Raw genomic sequence first — 14647 nt, 5'->3', positions numbered from 1 at the left:
TTTATCGATTAAAAATAATTGTACATATAACGAGCGAGCATTATAAAACAGGTGATCACCACCATCGGTCTAATAAAACTGGCTCCTTTTGCAATCAACAGACGCGAACCAAAATAAGCACCTGTCATCTGCCCCACTATCATCACCGCACCAATACTCCATATCACTTTGCCCCCCATTATAAATAAAAGGCATGACGCAATATTTGTCGCTAAATTAAATACCTTAGACGCAGCAGTAGCCCTAACTAAATCCATCCCTTTTAAGGCAACATTTGCTAAAGCAAAAAACGAACCCGTACCTGGGCCCAAAAAGCCATCATAAAACCCAATAGCAGGAATCACGGTCGTCTGGTAAACCTTATCACTGACACGGGGTTTGGATTCGATTTGACCGATAGAACGATTAAATAAGTAATATAAGGCAATCAGCAATAAGACAATGGGAATGACAAAACTAAGCTGATTAGAGTCAATGAATTGGACCGTAATCGTGCCTATTACCGAACCCAAAAAAGCAAATAGTGCCGTTATCCTTACTTGAGAGAAATGAATAATTCGTTTCCTTAGCATGGCAATGGATGCCGTTAATGCACCAAATGTGCCTTGTAATTTGTTCGTGGCTAAGGCATTAATCGGTGCAATACCACATAATAATAAAGCAGGAATGGTAATCATGCCCCCACCGCCAGCGATCGCGTCAATAAAGCCAGCGACAAAAGAGACACCTAACAAGATTAGAAAAATCCACTCAATACCTAATTGACTATTTACAACATCCATCATCATTAACCATTTAACATTTGTTCAATCTTTTGTATCGCCTCTTGGGGTGTTTGTAACTGCCATTTACCATCTTGCCCCTCTAATTCCAATACAAGATCATGATGTTTGATCAAAGTAGAACGGTGACCCACACTCAATAAGCATAAATTAGGCAAGCTCGTTCTAATAAGACGATACATGGCATCTTCCAAACCTTCGTCCATTGCCGAAGTCGCTTCATCGATAAAGGCAATTTCAGGCTTAATCAATAATAATCTTGCAACAGCCACTCTTTGTTGCTCTCCCAAAGACAAGCTCATCATCCAGTTACTTTCTTTGAACAATTGATTGTCTAAATGCCCTAAATTCACCGCTTTAAGCACTTGTGAAATTTCATCATTCACATTTTCAGGGGCCATCTGCGGGTAATACAAAGCATCTAAAAGCGTCCCTTCTGGTAAATAGGGTTTTTGAGACAAAAATAAGGTTACGACATCTGGACGTGTCACCTGTCCTTCTGTATAAGGCCATAATCCCGCAATCGTTCTCAAAAGCGTGGTTTTGCCTGATCCCGATGGGCCTTTTAATAACAAAGCTTGACCAGCATGAAGTTGGATATTCACATCTTTAATAAGTAACCGTTCATTAGGTGACCATACACTTAAATCCTTTAACTGAGTGGCCCCCACACTGACTTGAGGGCGATTTAAGGTTTCCGCCTCTTCCACACAATCCAGAAACTGAATCAAACGATCTAAAACCGCTTTAAATGCTGCAAAACTATCGATCGCATTACGAAAGAACGAAATATTGCCATGTAAGGTGCCAAATGCATTGGCCGTCTGCACCATATCACCTAATTGAATCTGTTTCGTAAAAAAACGTCCTGCTTGCACGATAAACGGAAATACTGCAGCAATTTGAGAAATCGCAAAGTTAAATCCTTGGAATAACAAGTTTCGATGCACAATGTCCCATGCATTTTTAATAACATGGCTAAAATGATGCGTGAGTTTGGATTGTTCAACTTTCTCACCATGATAAAACGCGATACTTTCTGCATATTCTCTAACACGAATTAAGGAATAACGGTAATTCGCATTAAACTTTTCATTCAAGAAATTTAAGCGGATCAAAGGTTTTCCGATTTTGTAAGCAAATACAGTGGCTATCAAAGCATACAAAAACAAGATAAACACCATACCATGAGGAATCGTCACACCTGCGTAAGTCAGCGGTCCAGACAACTTCCATAAAATCTGTGTAAACGCCACCGTTGAGACCAAAGAAGAAATGACCCCCAAAATTAAATCCATGGACGTACTGGCAAACGTCACCACATCCTGTTGAATACGTTGGTCAGGGTTGTCAATCGAGGATTTTAGATAATGAATGCGATAATAATTTTGGTGTGTCATCCATTTTTTGACCAAACGATCATTTAATTCTGTTCGCCAGATAATCCCAAAGAACTGATCCAAATAATACGATAACAAAATGCGTACGATATGAATGCCAGCCAAAATCGCAAATACCAACATTAAGAACCAAAAATTCGCTTCATTGTGGTTCTGTAATGAGTTATACATCGCGTTATACCAGTCCGAAAATAACACATTTAACTTAACGGCAAACAACGATAAAAATAAAATAACGACAAATAAAAAGATGGGAAAAACTGGCAAAGCTCGTTCTCGCCAGTATTTTGCTTGACCCAATAGCTTTAAAACATATGCCCCCGCCACTTGCAAGCATAATCCCAAAGCAAAGGCACAAACAATAAAGCAAACCGTAAACGCCAACTGATACCCTAATCCCAAGAACCAGTGACTCGTTTCTTCTGGAATCAATAATGAAAAGGCTTCAACCGCTAGTTTTGCACCCGAATAAGTAAAAAACGCCAGTGAATAAAATAAGATTAAACTGGCTATCAAACCTATCGTCAAAGGACGTATCAGTTTTTTGGCACTCATGGGTAAAACAAATGTATGAGCGATTCTCCAAAATTGTTGTCCCCACAGCGTATAACGAATCAAAAGATAACCTACAACAATCAAACCAATTAAACTATAGGTAAATGCTTGCGCTAACCAAATAATAATGGAAGATATATCTGCTGAAAAACTCACAAATGTCCTGCCTTGATAAGGATAAAAACGTTATATTTTATCTAATACATAAGTTTTCTTATGATAGAAAAATAAATTACAACAATATTTAAATTAAAAGTAATGAGACTGTTTAACAATATCTATTTTTTATATTAGAATTTTACAGTAAATTTATCTTTGATTCATTGGAACCTCTTATGGATATGCGTCGTCAGGCTTTAAATGCTTTATGTGAAACCGATATTGAAAAAAAATGTCAACTCGTTCAAGCCATATCACAGGATAGCCCTATTGATACGCATGTAACATTAACGCCCCATCTTCCCATCCCAGGCATTCCCGCTAAACCTGAATTAGTCGATCCTAGAACGGTTCCCGTCAGAAGCGTCACCTCTAAAATAGGCCACGCTGCTATGCTTCATGCCATCACTCACATTGAATTTAATGCGATTAATCTTGCTTTGGATGCGATTTGGCGTTTTGACTCCATGCCAACGGCTTATTATCAAAACTGGTTACAAGTTGCCAAAGAAGAGGTGTATCACTTCAGTTTAGTGAATGCTTATTTAAATGAATTAGGTTATCAGTACGGCGATTTTCCCGCCCATCGTGGACTTTGGGATATGGCGGAAAAAACTCAAGACGATTTATTAGCTCGCATTGCCCTAGTTCCTCGTTATTTGGAAGCTAGAGGCTTGGATGTTAATCCAATTATTCAAGAAAAACTACAATCCATCGCCGATCAAAAAGGCATTGATATTCTCACTATTATTCTTAGAGATGAGATTGGGCATGTACGATTTGGATCGATTTGGTTTCATTATTTATGTCAAGAAAGAAATCTTGATCCCGCAAAAACTTATCGTGATTTACTCAACGCTTATCAATTAGCCAAACCACAAGGAAAGATCAATCTTTCAGCTCGTGAACAGGCAGGCTTTTCTGACACAGAAATCACCTGGTTTTCAACAGAATCAAACAAGGAGGAAATGCTATGAAAGCACTCGTGCTAGGTGCTGGTATTATTGGTATCACCACCGCTTATTATCTAAAAAAAGCTGGTTTTGACGTAACGGTTATTGACCGACAATCCGCAGCGGGAATGGAGACAAGTTTTGCAAACGGAGGACAACTCGCTTACAGTTATGTATCGCCTTTGGCCTCGGCAGGTGTATTGAAAAACGTCCCCAAATGGCTTTTAAATCCAGACTCTCCAATGAGAATGAAATTAAACTTCAGGCCATCAGAGATATGTTGGAATTTAAAATTTATCGCGGCATGCAATGAACGACAACATCATCAAACGACCGCTGAATTATTAACACTCTCCTACCTTACGCGTGATTTAATCCAAACACTACGCGATACGCATGGATTTGAATTTGCTTTTTCTCAAAAAGGAAAACTGATCATTCATCGTTCACCAGAATCTTTTGAGCATGCCAAAGCTGAAATGAAAACGATGCAGGCACTTGGTTGCGAGCAATACGCCTTAGATCGCGAAGCTTGCTTAGAAAAGGAACCCGCACTTTCTGCACGTTCATTTAGCGGTGGGATCTATACGCCCTCTGAACAAGCAGCTGACTGCTACTTATTATGCCAAGCATTACAAACCTATCTCGCTCAAGAAGGCGTATCGTTTGTATTTAACACAAATATCACGGGTTTCATCACACATATGGATAAAACCGTCAGTGTCCAAACCTCACAAGGTAGCTTTTCAGCCGACCATATTATTTGTTGTCTTGCCAGTGATAGCACGGATTTATTAAGCAAGATCTCAGTCAACGTGCCTATTAGCCCACTAAAAGGGTATAGTTTGACGTTGGATATTGAGGAAGAAGCCAAAGCACCTCAGTTAAGCATTACAGATTATGAACGCAAAGTCGTCTATACCAGATTAGGCCATAAGCTCAGAGTGGCTGGAATTGGCGATCGTGTCGGTATGGACCGTCGCATCGACCCAGAAAGAATTCGTACCATGATAAAAGAAGCCAAGGATTTATTCCCCATTGGCAACTACGATCAAGCTCAACAATGGGCAGGATTACGCCCTTCCACCCCTACAGGCAAACCGATTATTGATCGAACCGCTTACAAAAATTTATGGTTGAATACAGGACATGGAATGTTAGGCTTTACATTATCCATGGGTTCTGCCAAACTTATAACAGAACTGATATTGAAAGAAAAAACATCCATTGATACCAACGCTTTTAGACTTTAAACTGACACTGGGAGTCACAATATGACAGACGTAGAAATCGCACAGCAACACAAGATGCAACCTATTCATGAGATTGCTAAATTACTAGGTTTATCCGAACATGAATATGAAGCTTATGGTCACTATAAGGCAAAAATCAATAAACAACCTTCTGGCAAAAAAGGAAAACTGATTCTAGTAACGGCCATTAACCCTACGCCCGCTGGTGAAGGCAAAACCACGATTACGATTGGTTTAACAGATGCCCTACGTTGTATGGGCAAAAAAGCTGTTGTGGCACTTCGCGAACCTTCACTAGGTCCTGTTTTTGGAGTCAAAGGTGGTGCTGCAGGAGGTGGTTACTCACAAGTTGTACCGATGGAGGATATTAACCTACATTTCACGGGAGACTTTCATGCCATTACCTCTGCCAATAACCTATTAGCGGCTTTAATAGATAATCACATTTACCAAGGCAATAGTCTTAACATCGATCCGAAACGTGTACTATGGAGACGTGTGATCGATATGAATGATCGTCAATTAAGACATATTATTAGTGGTCTGGGTAAACCTGTCGATGGCGTTTCTCGTGCTGATGGTTTTGATATTACGGTGGCATCTGAAGTGATGGCAATTTTTTGTCTAGCCAAAGATTTAAATGATCTTAAAGAAAGACTCGGCAATATCCTCGTAGCTTATACGTATGACAAAAAACCTGTTTATGCCAAAGAACTACAAGCTCAAGGGGCGATGGCTGCATTATTGAAAGATGCCATCAAGCCTAATCTTGTACAAACTTTAGGTGGTACACCAGCGATTATTCACGGTGGTCCATTTGCCAATATCGCTCATGGTTGTAACTCTGTCATTGCCACGGATTTAGCATTAAGCTTAGGCGATTATGTTGTTACAGAAGCTGGCTTTGGTGCGGATCTAGGAGCAGAAAAATTCTGCGATATCAAGTGCCGCTTATCTGGTAACAAACCCGACGTGGCCGTGGTTGTCGCAACCGTTCGTGCTTTAAAATACAATGGTGGTGTTGAACGTGCGAAGTTAAACGAAGAAAATGTTGAAGCTTTGAAAAAAGGACTTCCTAACCTACTCAAACATGTTAAAAACCTAAAAGAAGTGTTTGGACTGCCTGTTGTTGTGGCTATCAATCGTTTTGTCGCGGATACCGATGATGAATTAGCGGTGATTCAAAACGCAGGCAAAGAACATGGTTTTGAAGTCGCTTTAGCCGAAGTTTGGGCAAAAGGCGGTTTAGGTGGTGTTCCCGTTGCTGAAAAAGTATTGGCAGCGATTGAACATAGCTCAGCTAATTTCCAATATGCTTATGACTTAAATCTTAGCATTGAAGAAAAAATCCGTACCATCGCTAGACGTGTCTATGGAGCTCGTGATGTACAGTTTACCACTGAGGCACTAGAGGATATTCGCAGTTTCACTGAGTTGGGCTATAGTCACTTACCTATTTGTATGGCAAAAACTCAATACTCACTTAGTGATAATGCAAAATTATTAGGTTGCCCAGAAGGCTTTGATATCACCGTTCGCGGTTTAACCTTATCGGCTGGGGCTGGCTTTGTCGTTGCCTTATGTGGCAATATGATGAAGATGCCAGGTTTACCCAAAGAACCTGCAGCCAACAAGATCGATATCGATGAAAACGGTGTGATTTCAGGTTTATTCTAAGCTTTAGCATAAAGGAGCGATACGACTCGCTCCTTTTTTTACGCTTCCAAAAACAGACTTTGGACATCACTTAAGAAACGCCAACCCGTTTCGGTGGTTTTAATGACCAAAGGATCATCACTCATCAAACCTTTTTGCACCGCCCTATCGATAGATTTCATCACGGTATTCAAAGGCAGTCCCGTATGATCTTGATAATAATGAGTGGGTACGCCATTTTTTAGACGCAACGCATTTAACATAAATTCAAATGGTAGATCATCGACCGTCACATCATGAGTATTCACATGACTGCCATCTTGCTGTAAACAGGCTTGTATCCAACGTTCTGGGTGAGAGACTTTGACCGTCCGCATAATACGATTAGGAAAACTAATCTTTCCATGAGCGCCTGGACCAATCCCAATATAGTCGCCAAAGCTCCAGTAGTTCAGATTATGCAGGCAACGAGCTGAAACACCACGTGCATAAGCAGAGACTTCATACCGCTCCATTCCTACTGCAGCAGTGAGATGTTCTGCTTGTTCTTGCATCTCAAATAAACATTCATCATCAGGCAAATCATCAGGCACATGGGTAGCAAAATAAGTATTGGGTTCTAACGTAAACTGGTACAAAGACAAATGTTCTGTGCCATAGGATAACGCCTCTTGAATATCCTTTTTACTCGCTTCTAGACTTTGACCGGGTAAGCCAAACATAATATCTAGGTTCACGCGATGAGTCAGCTTTTGTGCCATTTCAATCGCACAACGTGCTTGATGTGCATCATGAATACGACCAATTCTGCGTAGTAAGGTATCATCAAAACTTTGAATACCCAGAGAAAAACGATTCACGCCTGCTGATACATAGTCAGCAAAACGAGCGGCTTCTGCTGTTCCAGGGTTTGCTTCTAGGGTAATTTCTGCATCAGGAACGAGTTGACAGTAACTTCTCACCATGGACAAAATACGATCAATTGTCTCTGCAGATAATAAACTAGGCGTACCGCCACCAAAAAAAACAGAATAAATCGGACGACCCCAAAAATCAGGTAACTGCTGTTCTAAATCGCTTTTTAATGCTTGAAAATAACGTTCCTCAGGAATCTCTTGAGCAACAGGTAAGCTTTGTTTGGAATAAAAAAACTGAATCACTTGGTCGGAAGATTGTTGACCAATACCATGTGAATTAAAGTCACAATACGGACATTTTTGTACACACCAAGGTACATGAATATACAACGATAAAGGCGGCAAACCATGCGATAAATCAGGTTGAAGTGGCTTAATCGACAGCATGAATCATCTCAAAAAGTTTTTTCAGTGCTTGAGCTCGATGACTGTATGTATTTTTTTGTTCAGGTGATAACTGAGCAGCCGTACAGCCTAAATCAGGCAAATAGAAATGAGGATCATAGCCAAATCCATGTTCGCCTCGAGCATCGTCAACAATCTCTCCTGTCCAGATACCTTGAGCCACCAAAGGGTTCGGATCTTGAGCGTGGTTAAGGAACACTAACACAGCCACATAAGATGCTCGACGATTGGCACAACCTTGTAATTGTTCAATCAGATAGGCATTATTTGATACATCTCCCTTTTCTCGACCATTCATCAAAGCGTATCGAGCAGAATAGACACCTGGCTGACCATTTAAAGCCTCTACCACAATACCCGAATCATCTGCCAAAGCAGGCAATCCTGTGACTTCACTGGCATGTCTGGCTTTCAATAAAGCGTTTTCTAAAAAAGTATGATGAACCTCGTTGACCTCACTAACTCCACAATCGCCTTGAGCAAGCACTTCCCAATTCAAAGGTGCTAACATTTTTTGAAATTCAGCGATTTTGCCTTTATTATTAGAAGCCAATACGATTTTTCGTTTCACGGACATTATGCTTGCTCCTGAATGTTTAATAATGAAGCAATACCTAACTCAGATAAGTCCAACAATGTGTTAAGCTCTGAACGACTGAATTCATGCCCTTCTGCTGTACCTTGAACTTCAATAAACTTGCCTTTCCCTGTCATGACAATATTCATATCGGCATCACAATCACTATCTTCTGCATAATCCAAATCTAATACAGGATAACCTTTATACATTCCCACAGAAATAGCCGCAACTTGATCCTTCAAAGGATTTTCATCTAATAAACCGTTTTCCATCAGGCTATTGATCGCATCTCTTAATGCAATCCAAGCACCTGTAATACTGGCACAACGCGTACCACCATCAGCCTGAATCACATCACAATCCAGATGAATCGTTCGTTCGCCTAGCTTTTCTAAATCCACAACACCTCGCAGACTGCGACCAATTAAACGTTGGATTTCTTGCGTACGACCAGACTGTTTACCGCGTGCTGCCTCACGATCAGAACGCGTATGCGTCGCACGAGGCAAAAGACTATATTCTGCCGTCACCCAACCTTGTCCTTTGCCACGCAAAAAACCAGGCACGGAATCGATGACACTGGCATTACATAAAACATGGGTATCACCTACTTCAATCAATACCGATCCTTCTGCATATTTGGTGTATTGACGGGTGACTTTGACATCGCGTATTTCATTATATTGACGGCCTGATGGACGGTGAAAATTCGTATTCATTCTTTTTTCCTAAATGTTATCTTCTCATCATAGCGTTATAATAACATTTTACGCTAACCATCTAATGAGAAGAAACATGATTCATAGCATGACTGCTTTTGCCAATGGCACAGCCCAATCTAATTTTGGCACCTTAAACATTGACCTACGTTCTGTCAATAGTCGTTATTTGGATCTGAATATTCGTTTACCTGAAGAGTTAAATGGATTAGAGGCCATGATTCGTGAAAAAATCGCTTCTCATCTAAAAAGAGGAAAGGTTGAAATAAAACTGAACTACCAACGTCGTATTGATGCCGTATCTTATCAACTAAAAGATGAGACACTCGCTTTATTTCAAGCCCTTTATCAACAAGCACTAAACAAAATCCCCAACACAGCACCACCGAGCTTAAATGAAATGCTTAATTGGCAAACACAACAAAAACTGCCAAGTGAAACCGATGAACAGTGGATTGCTTTGTTTAATGAAGCATTTGAGCATGCTATCCAGAATTTTAACGCCAATCGTTTACGCGAAGGACAACGATTAGCCACCGCCCTATTTGACTATCTTGAGCAAATGAGTCAAATCATCACGTTTTTAAAATCCCAATTACCCGATTTATTGGCCCAACAAAAAGAACGTATGACACAGCGTTTGACCGAGACCTTAAATTCTGTCATTGCATTGGAAAATTTAAGTCAAATTTCAGGACAAGAATTGAGTTTACGCATCAATCAAGAAATCAATATTTTTTCGATTCGTAATGATGTGGCTGAAGAAATCACACGTTTAGAATCTCATATTATCGAGGCCAAAAACATCCTGAAAAATGGCTCAGATTCTAGTGGAAAACGATTAGATTTTCTATGTCAAGAGATGAATAGAGAGTCTAATACCTTAGGGTCAAAATCATTTTCTTTGGAGCAAACCAAAGCATCCATGGATCTGAAACTATTCATCGATAAAATTCGCGAGCAGGTCCAAAACATTGAATAATAGTGAGTGTTTAGCACTTCTATGTCACACGCCTTTGGATGAAAGCACTGGTTGATCGTTCACTAATGACTACTATTCCCAAGGCGTGTTTGTGTGGTAATTGTCGTCATTTACAAGGTAGGCCTATGTCACACGCCTTTGGATGGAAGCACTGGTTAATCGTTCACTAATGGCTACTGTTCCCAAGGCGTGTTTGTGTGTTAATTGTCGCCCGTTACAAGGTATGTCTATGTGCCGTGCTAATTATAGTCAGATCGAAAGCCTCTCTGTGTGTTAGAAACCTTATTGATGTGTCGTTAGTGATAAGCTCACCAAAAAGTGAATCAGATCTTGGATGTGTGGCCCAAGGTGCTAGTATCATTTCTTTTTGCAGCTCACCAAAAAGTGAATCAGATCTTGGGGCCATCATCGTTCATCATTAATTTTTTGAGGAACGATTTTTTTGCATCCGGTATCGACCCCATTCAATCAATATTGGCAAAAAGGAAATCACAATAATAGCGATTAATACAAGGCTTAAATTGCGTTTAACGATATCCAAATTACCAAAGAAATAGCCCAGTAAAGAAAACCCAATCACCCACAAGAAAGCACCCACAACGTTGTACAAAGCAAATTTTCCGTAGTGCATTTTTCCCATCCCCGCAACAAAAGGAGCAAAGGTGCGAACGATAGGAATAAATCTCGCCAGAATAATGGTTTTACCACCATATTTCTCGTAAAACGCATGCGTTTTCTCAAGATGAGACTGTTTGAAAATTTTAGAATCAGGATGTTTGAACAAGTTTTCGCCAAAATATTTTCCTACCGCAAAATTCGTCGCATCGCCCAATATAGCAGCCACCAGTAACAAGCCTATCATCGCATAAATATTCATGCCACCTAAGGCAGCGATGCTCCCTGCTGCAAACAATAAGGAATCACCTGGCAAGAAAGGCGTTACCACCAACCCTGTTTCAGCGAAAACAATTAAAAACAAAATAATATATATCCAAGCACCGTATTGACTGGTTAAAAACATGAGATGCTGATCAATATGAAGAATAAAGTCAACGATAAATGATATATATTCCATCCGTATTTTCCGTTGTTTCGTTAAGCAAGCTAGAGTAAAATAAGTGAATCATTCTAACACGCCCATATGCTATTTTTTCAAAAACTAAACCAAAAATGATGCACAACTATATCGGTAATATGTTTATGATTTCTGCCCCCAGCGGTGCAGGAAAATCTAGCTTAATCCAAGCACTTCTAAAAGATAATCCTAACATTAAATTATCCATCTCTTGCACCACCCGAAAACCGCGTCCTGGCGAACAAAATGGTCGAGAATATTATTTCTTAGAAGAAGAGGAATTTTTTAAGCTACGTGATGAAAACAACTTATTAGAATGGGCCAAAGTCCATGGTCATTACTATGGCACGCCTAAACCACCTATCGATGAATGTTTAGCAAAAGGCGAAGATATTCTACTGGAAATTGATTATCAAGGTGCCAAACAAGTCAGAAATATTTACCCTGATATCACCAGTATTTTTATTTTGCCCCCCTCTATTGAGGAATTAGAAAAACGTCTTAGAAATCGTGCACAAGATTCGGAAGATGTAATAAAACAACGCCTATTCGCTGCCCGTCATGAAATCGAACACGCAAACGAGTGCGAATATGTTATTATCAACAATGAATTCAACACTGCCTTAAAAGAACTACAGAGCATTTTTTCTGCAGCAAGACTTACTTATGAAAAACAACGCTTGCGTCACGAAAAACTCTTTGATTCTTTTACGATTTAATCATTTAAGGAACCCATATGGCTCGTATTACTATTGAAGATTGTATCCAGAAAATTCCTAACCGTTTTGTATTGACTTTAGCGGCAACTTGTCGTGCTCGCGAACTTGCCCAAGGACACGAACCTCGCGTTGAACCGAATAAAGATAAACCTACCGTTACGGCACTTCGCGAAATCGCTGCTGGACAAACAGGCATAGAGATGCTTAGAAAACTATCGACCTAATTCCACATCATGAGGTGCGTCTTATGCGGCTGAGTAAATCTTCTTTATTTAAAGTATTTAAATACAACGCGTCCAAAGAAGATGCACCTACCCCCTCCGAGTCAGGATATTACTTCAGACATTTAGCAGAAATTTGTCACACTTATATGAACGTCAGTGACGTTGAAAAAGTGAAACAGGCTTATCTTTTTGCTAAAGAAGCTCATAAAACCCAGTTCAGACACGGTGGAGAACCCTATATTACTCACCCTGTGGCCGTCACGGAGATTTGTGCCTCATGGAAGTTAGATGCAAACGCCTTGATGGCTGCTTTGCTTCACGATGTGATTGAAGACCAAAACGTCTCGAAAGACACACTAAAAGAAAAGTTTAATGACGATGTAGCAGACTTGGTGGATGGTTTAACCAAACTCGACAAAATCCAATTTGCATCGAAAGCCGAACAACAAGCTGAAAGTTTCCGAAAAATGCTTTTGGCCATGTCAAAAGACATTCGCGTTATTTTGATAAAACTAGCAGACAGGCTACATAATATGCGAACTTTGGATGCTTGTTCAGCCGCCCAAAAACGCAGAGTATCGCGAGAAACCTTAGATATTTACGCTCCCATTGCCAATCGTTTAGGACTGAATGGCTTAGTGAGAGAATTACATGATTTGTGTTTTGCGGCCAGTTATCCTAATCGTTATAAAACCCTTGAGAAAGCGATTAAAAGTGCCCAAGGCAATGGCCGACAAGTTCTTGAAACGATTTCCAAAAAGATTCAAGAAACCTTGCCACAACAAGGCATCAAGGCTACGATTTCTGGACGCGAAAAATCTCTATACAGCATCTACAATAAGATGTTGGAACAAAAGAAGTCTTTTTCAGACGTGTTGGATATTTATGGTTTTCGTATTGTGGTCGAAAAACTGTCGGATTGCTACCTTGCTTTAGGCGTGATTCATCAGATTTACCGCCCTGTACCTGGAAAATTCAAAGACTATATTGCTATTCCTAAACTCAATGGTTATCAATCGTTGCACACGACCTTGGTAGGCCCTTATGGTACGCCAATTGAATTCCAAATTCGTACAAAAGAGATGGACCAAATAGCCGAAACTGGGGTAGCTGCTCACTGGATTTACAAAAACGATCAAGTCACGCTCAGTGAATTACAACAACAAACTCATCGATGGATGCAGTCACTTTTGGATATCCAAAACCAGACAACTGGCGACTCTCAAGAATTTATCGATGCCATCAAGGTTGATTTATTCCCTGAAGATATTTTTGTACTCACCCCCAAAGGTAAGATTATCTCGCTACCACGTGGAGCGACCACCATTGACTTTGCTTATAATATCCATACCTCTATTGGTAATCATGCGGTCAGTGCCAAAATTAATCAGGAAGTCGTGCCTTTAGAGACCGTCATCAAAAGTGGAGACATGGTTGAGATTGTGACAGCTCCTGATGCGGTTCCAAACATCCAATGGCTCAATGTCGTGAAAACAGGACGTGCCAGAGCCCAAATTCGTCATTATCTCAAAACACTGAAATACCAAGATGCCGTTGAGTTTGGGAAACGATTATTGGAACAAGCGACCCAATCTTTGAACATCCCCTATCCTAGCGATGATAACCCTATCTGGACGAATTTAATCAAAAGTACGAATGCAAATTCTATTGAAGAAATTCTGGCCGATATTGGCTTGGGACATCGTTTAGCAGCAGTGGTGGCTCATCGTTTTACCTCGACAAATAATCTAGAGATTTTTGAAACGACGGTAAACGATTACCAACAAACGGATGAACTCAAAGAACAAGGCATTACCATCCAAGGAAACGAAGGCCAAACTGTACAGTTATCTCATTGTTGTTGCCCTATTCCTGGAGATTCAATTATTGCGTTTATTCGCCCAGGTAGCGGTTTGATTGTCCATACGGATGATTGTCGCCTTGCTCTCCAGCAGAAATCACTTGAACCCAACAAATGGATTAAGGTTAACTGGGATAGTCAGCCTGCCAAAGGATTACCCGTCAGAATCCGTGTGTCACATCTGAATGAAAAAGGCATGATTGCTCGCATTGCCGCACAAATTTCAAATGCTAATGCCAATATTACTCAGTTAAATATGCCTGATCAACGCACCGAGATTGTTGATGTTGACATCACGATAGAAGTGGATAACCGACAACATCTAGCACGCGTGATTAAAAGCATTCGGAATATTGGACAAGTGGGCAAAATCTCTCGTATTAGAGATTAGTTCAGAATGGAGATGG

Annotated in this window: 13 protein-coding genes; 7 read left to right on the top strand and 6 right to left on the bottom strand. The window is 40.3% G+C overall.

Features of this window, described 5'->3' with window-relative positions; all coding sequences use genetic code 11:
* Positions 1-8: 8 nt before the first annotated feature.
* Both IX83_RS04050 and IX83_RS04045 read right to left on the bottom strand, forming a co-directional pair.
* Complete coding sequence (locus IX83_RS04050; RefSeq protein ID WP_236620625.1) at positions 9-788, bottom strand: TSUP family transporter; 780 nt, start codon at positions 786-788, stop codon at positions 9-11.
* Positions 788-2893 carry an ABC transporter ATP-binding protein/permease gene (locus IX83_RS04045; protein ID WP_236620624.1) on the bottom strand — a complete coding sequence of 702 codons (2106 nt, stop codon included), beginning with the start codon at positions 2891-2893 and terminating at the stop codon, positions 788-790. Before IX83_RS04045 ends, IX83_RS04050 begins: the two co-directional genes overlap by 1 nt.
* 179 nt (positions 2894-3072) lie before the next feature.
* Here IX83_RS04045 and IX83_RS04040 point away from each other — a divergent pair, with 179 nt between their 5' ends.
* From IX83_RS04040 to IX83_RS04030, 3 genes are read left to right on the top strand one after another with little or no spacing between them, the layout of a single operon-like run.
* Entirely contained in the window at positions 3073-3873 is an 801-nt protein-coding gene (locus IX83_RS04040) for a ferritin-like domain-containing protein (protein WP_038499504.1), read from the top strand.
* The gene (locus IX83_RS04035; RefSeq protein ID WP_038499502.1) at positions 3870-5102 is read left to right on the top strand and encodes a D-amino acid dehydrogenase; all 1233 of its coding nucleotides are present in this window, start codon (positions 3870-3872) and stop codon (positions 5100-5102) included. Before IX83_RS04040 ends, IX83_RS04035 begins: the two co-directional genes overlap by 4 nt.
* A gap of 21 nt (positions 5103-5123) precedes the next feature.
* Positions 5124-6779 (top strand): formate--tetrahydrofolate ligase, encoded by a 1656-nt coding sequence (locus IX83_RS04030; protein ID WP_038499499.1) that lies wholly within the window; start codon positions 5124-5126, stop codon positions 6777-6779.
* Positions 6780-6817: 38 nt separating this feature from the next.
* On the opposite strand, the gene hemW is transcribed toward IX83_RS04030, so the two are convergent.
* Genes hemW through rph form a run of 3 tightly spaced genes read right to left on the bottom strand, consistent with a single transcriptional unit; the run spans position 6818 to position 9379 of the window.
* A complete protein-coding gene (gene hemW, locus IX83_RS04025) occupies positions 6818-8062 on the bottom strand; it encodes a radical SAM family heme chaperone HemW (protein WP_051919247.1) in 1245 nt (414 codons plus the stop codon).
* A complete protein-coding gene (rdgB, locus tag IX83_RS04020) occupies positions 8049-8657 on the bottom strand; it encodes an RdgB/HAM1 family non-canonical purine NTP pyrophosphatase (RefSeq protein WP_038499496.1) in 609 nt (202 codons plus the stop codon). Before rdgB ends, hemW begins: the two co-directional genes overlap by 14 nt.
* The gene (gene rph / locus IX83_RS04015; protein WP_038499493.1) at positions 8657-9379 is read right to left on the bottom strand and encodes a ribonuclease PH; all 723 of its coding nucleotides are present in this window, start codon (positions 9377-9379) and stop codon (positions 8657-8659) included. The genes rdgB and rph overlap by 1 nt, the downstream gene beginning before the upstream one ends.
* A 76-nt stretch (positions 9380-9455) precedes the next feature.
* On the opposite strand from rph, the gene IX83_RS04010 reads away from it, so the two are divergent.
* On the top strand, positions 9456-10361 hold the full coding sequence (locus tag IX83_RS04010; protein ID WP_038499489.1) for a YicC/YloC family endoribonuclease: 906 nt from the start codon (positions 9456-9458) through the stop codon (positions 10359-10361).
* A gap of 418 nt (positions 10362-10779) precedes the next feature.
* Here the strand turns inward: IX83_RS04010 and IX83_RS04000 are convergent, their stop codons facing one another.
* Positions 10780-11436, bottom strand: coding sequence for a DedA family protein (locus IX83_RS04000; RefSeq protein ID WP_038499483.1), 657 nt, complete (start codon positions 11434-11436; stop codon positions 10780-10782).
* 98 nt (positions 11437-11534) lie between these two features.
* Between IX83_RS04000 and gmk the strand changes: the two genes are divergently transcribed.
* From gmk to IX83_RS03985, 3 genes are read left to right on the top strand one after another with little or no spacing between them, the layout of a single operon-like run.
* A complete protein-coding gene (gmk, locus tag IX83_RS03995; protein ID WP_077315963.1) occupies positions 11535-12155 on the top strand; it encodes a guanylate kinase in 621 nt (206 codons plus the stop codon).
* Positions 12156-12172: 17 nt separating this feature from the next.
* Positions 12173-12379, top strand: coding sequence for a DNA-directed RNA polymerase subunit omega (gene rpoZ, locus IX83_RS03990; protein WP_038499480.1), 207 nt, complete (start codon positions 12173-12175; stop codon positions 12377-12379).
* Between the two features lie 23 nt (positions 12380-12402).
* Positions 12403-14631: a RelA/SpoT family protein gene (locus tag IX83_RS03985; RefSeq protein ID WP_077315962.1), complete on the top strand. Its 2229-nt coding sequence runs from the start codon at positions 12403-12405 to the stop codon at positions 14629-14631.
* The last annotated feature ends 16 nt before the right edge of the window (positions 14632-14647 follow it).

Origin of the sequence: Basilea psittacipulmonis DSM 24701, from assembly GCF_000743945.1 — a bacterium.
Classification (GTDB): Bacteria; Pseudomonadota; Gammaproteobacteria; order Burkholderiales; family Burkholderiaceae_B; genus Basilea; species Basilea psittacipulmonis.
The sequence above is the reverse complement of the archived record's forward strand: the minus strand, read 5'-3'. Positions and strand labels throughout refer to the sequence as shown.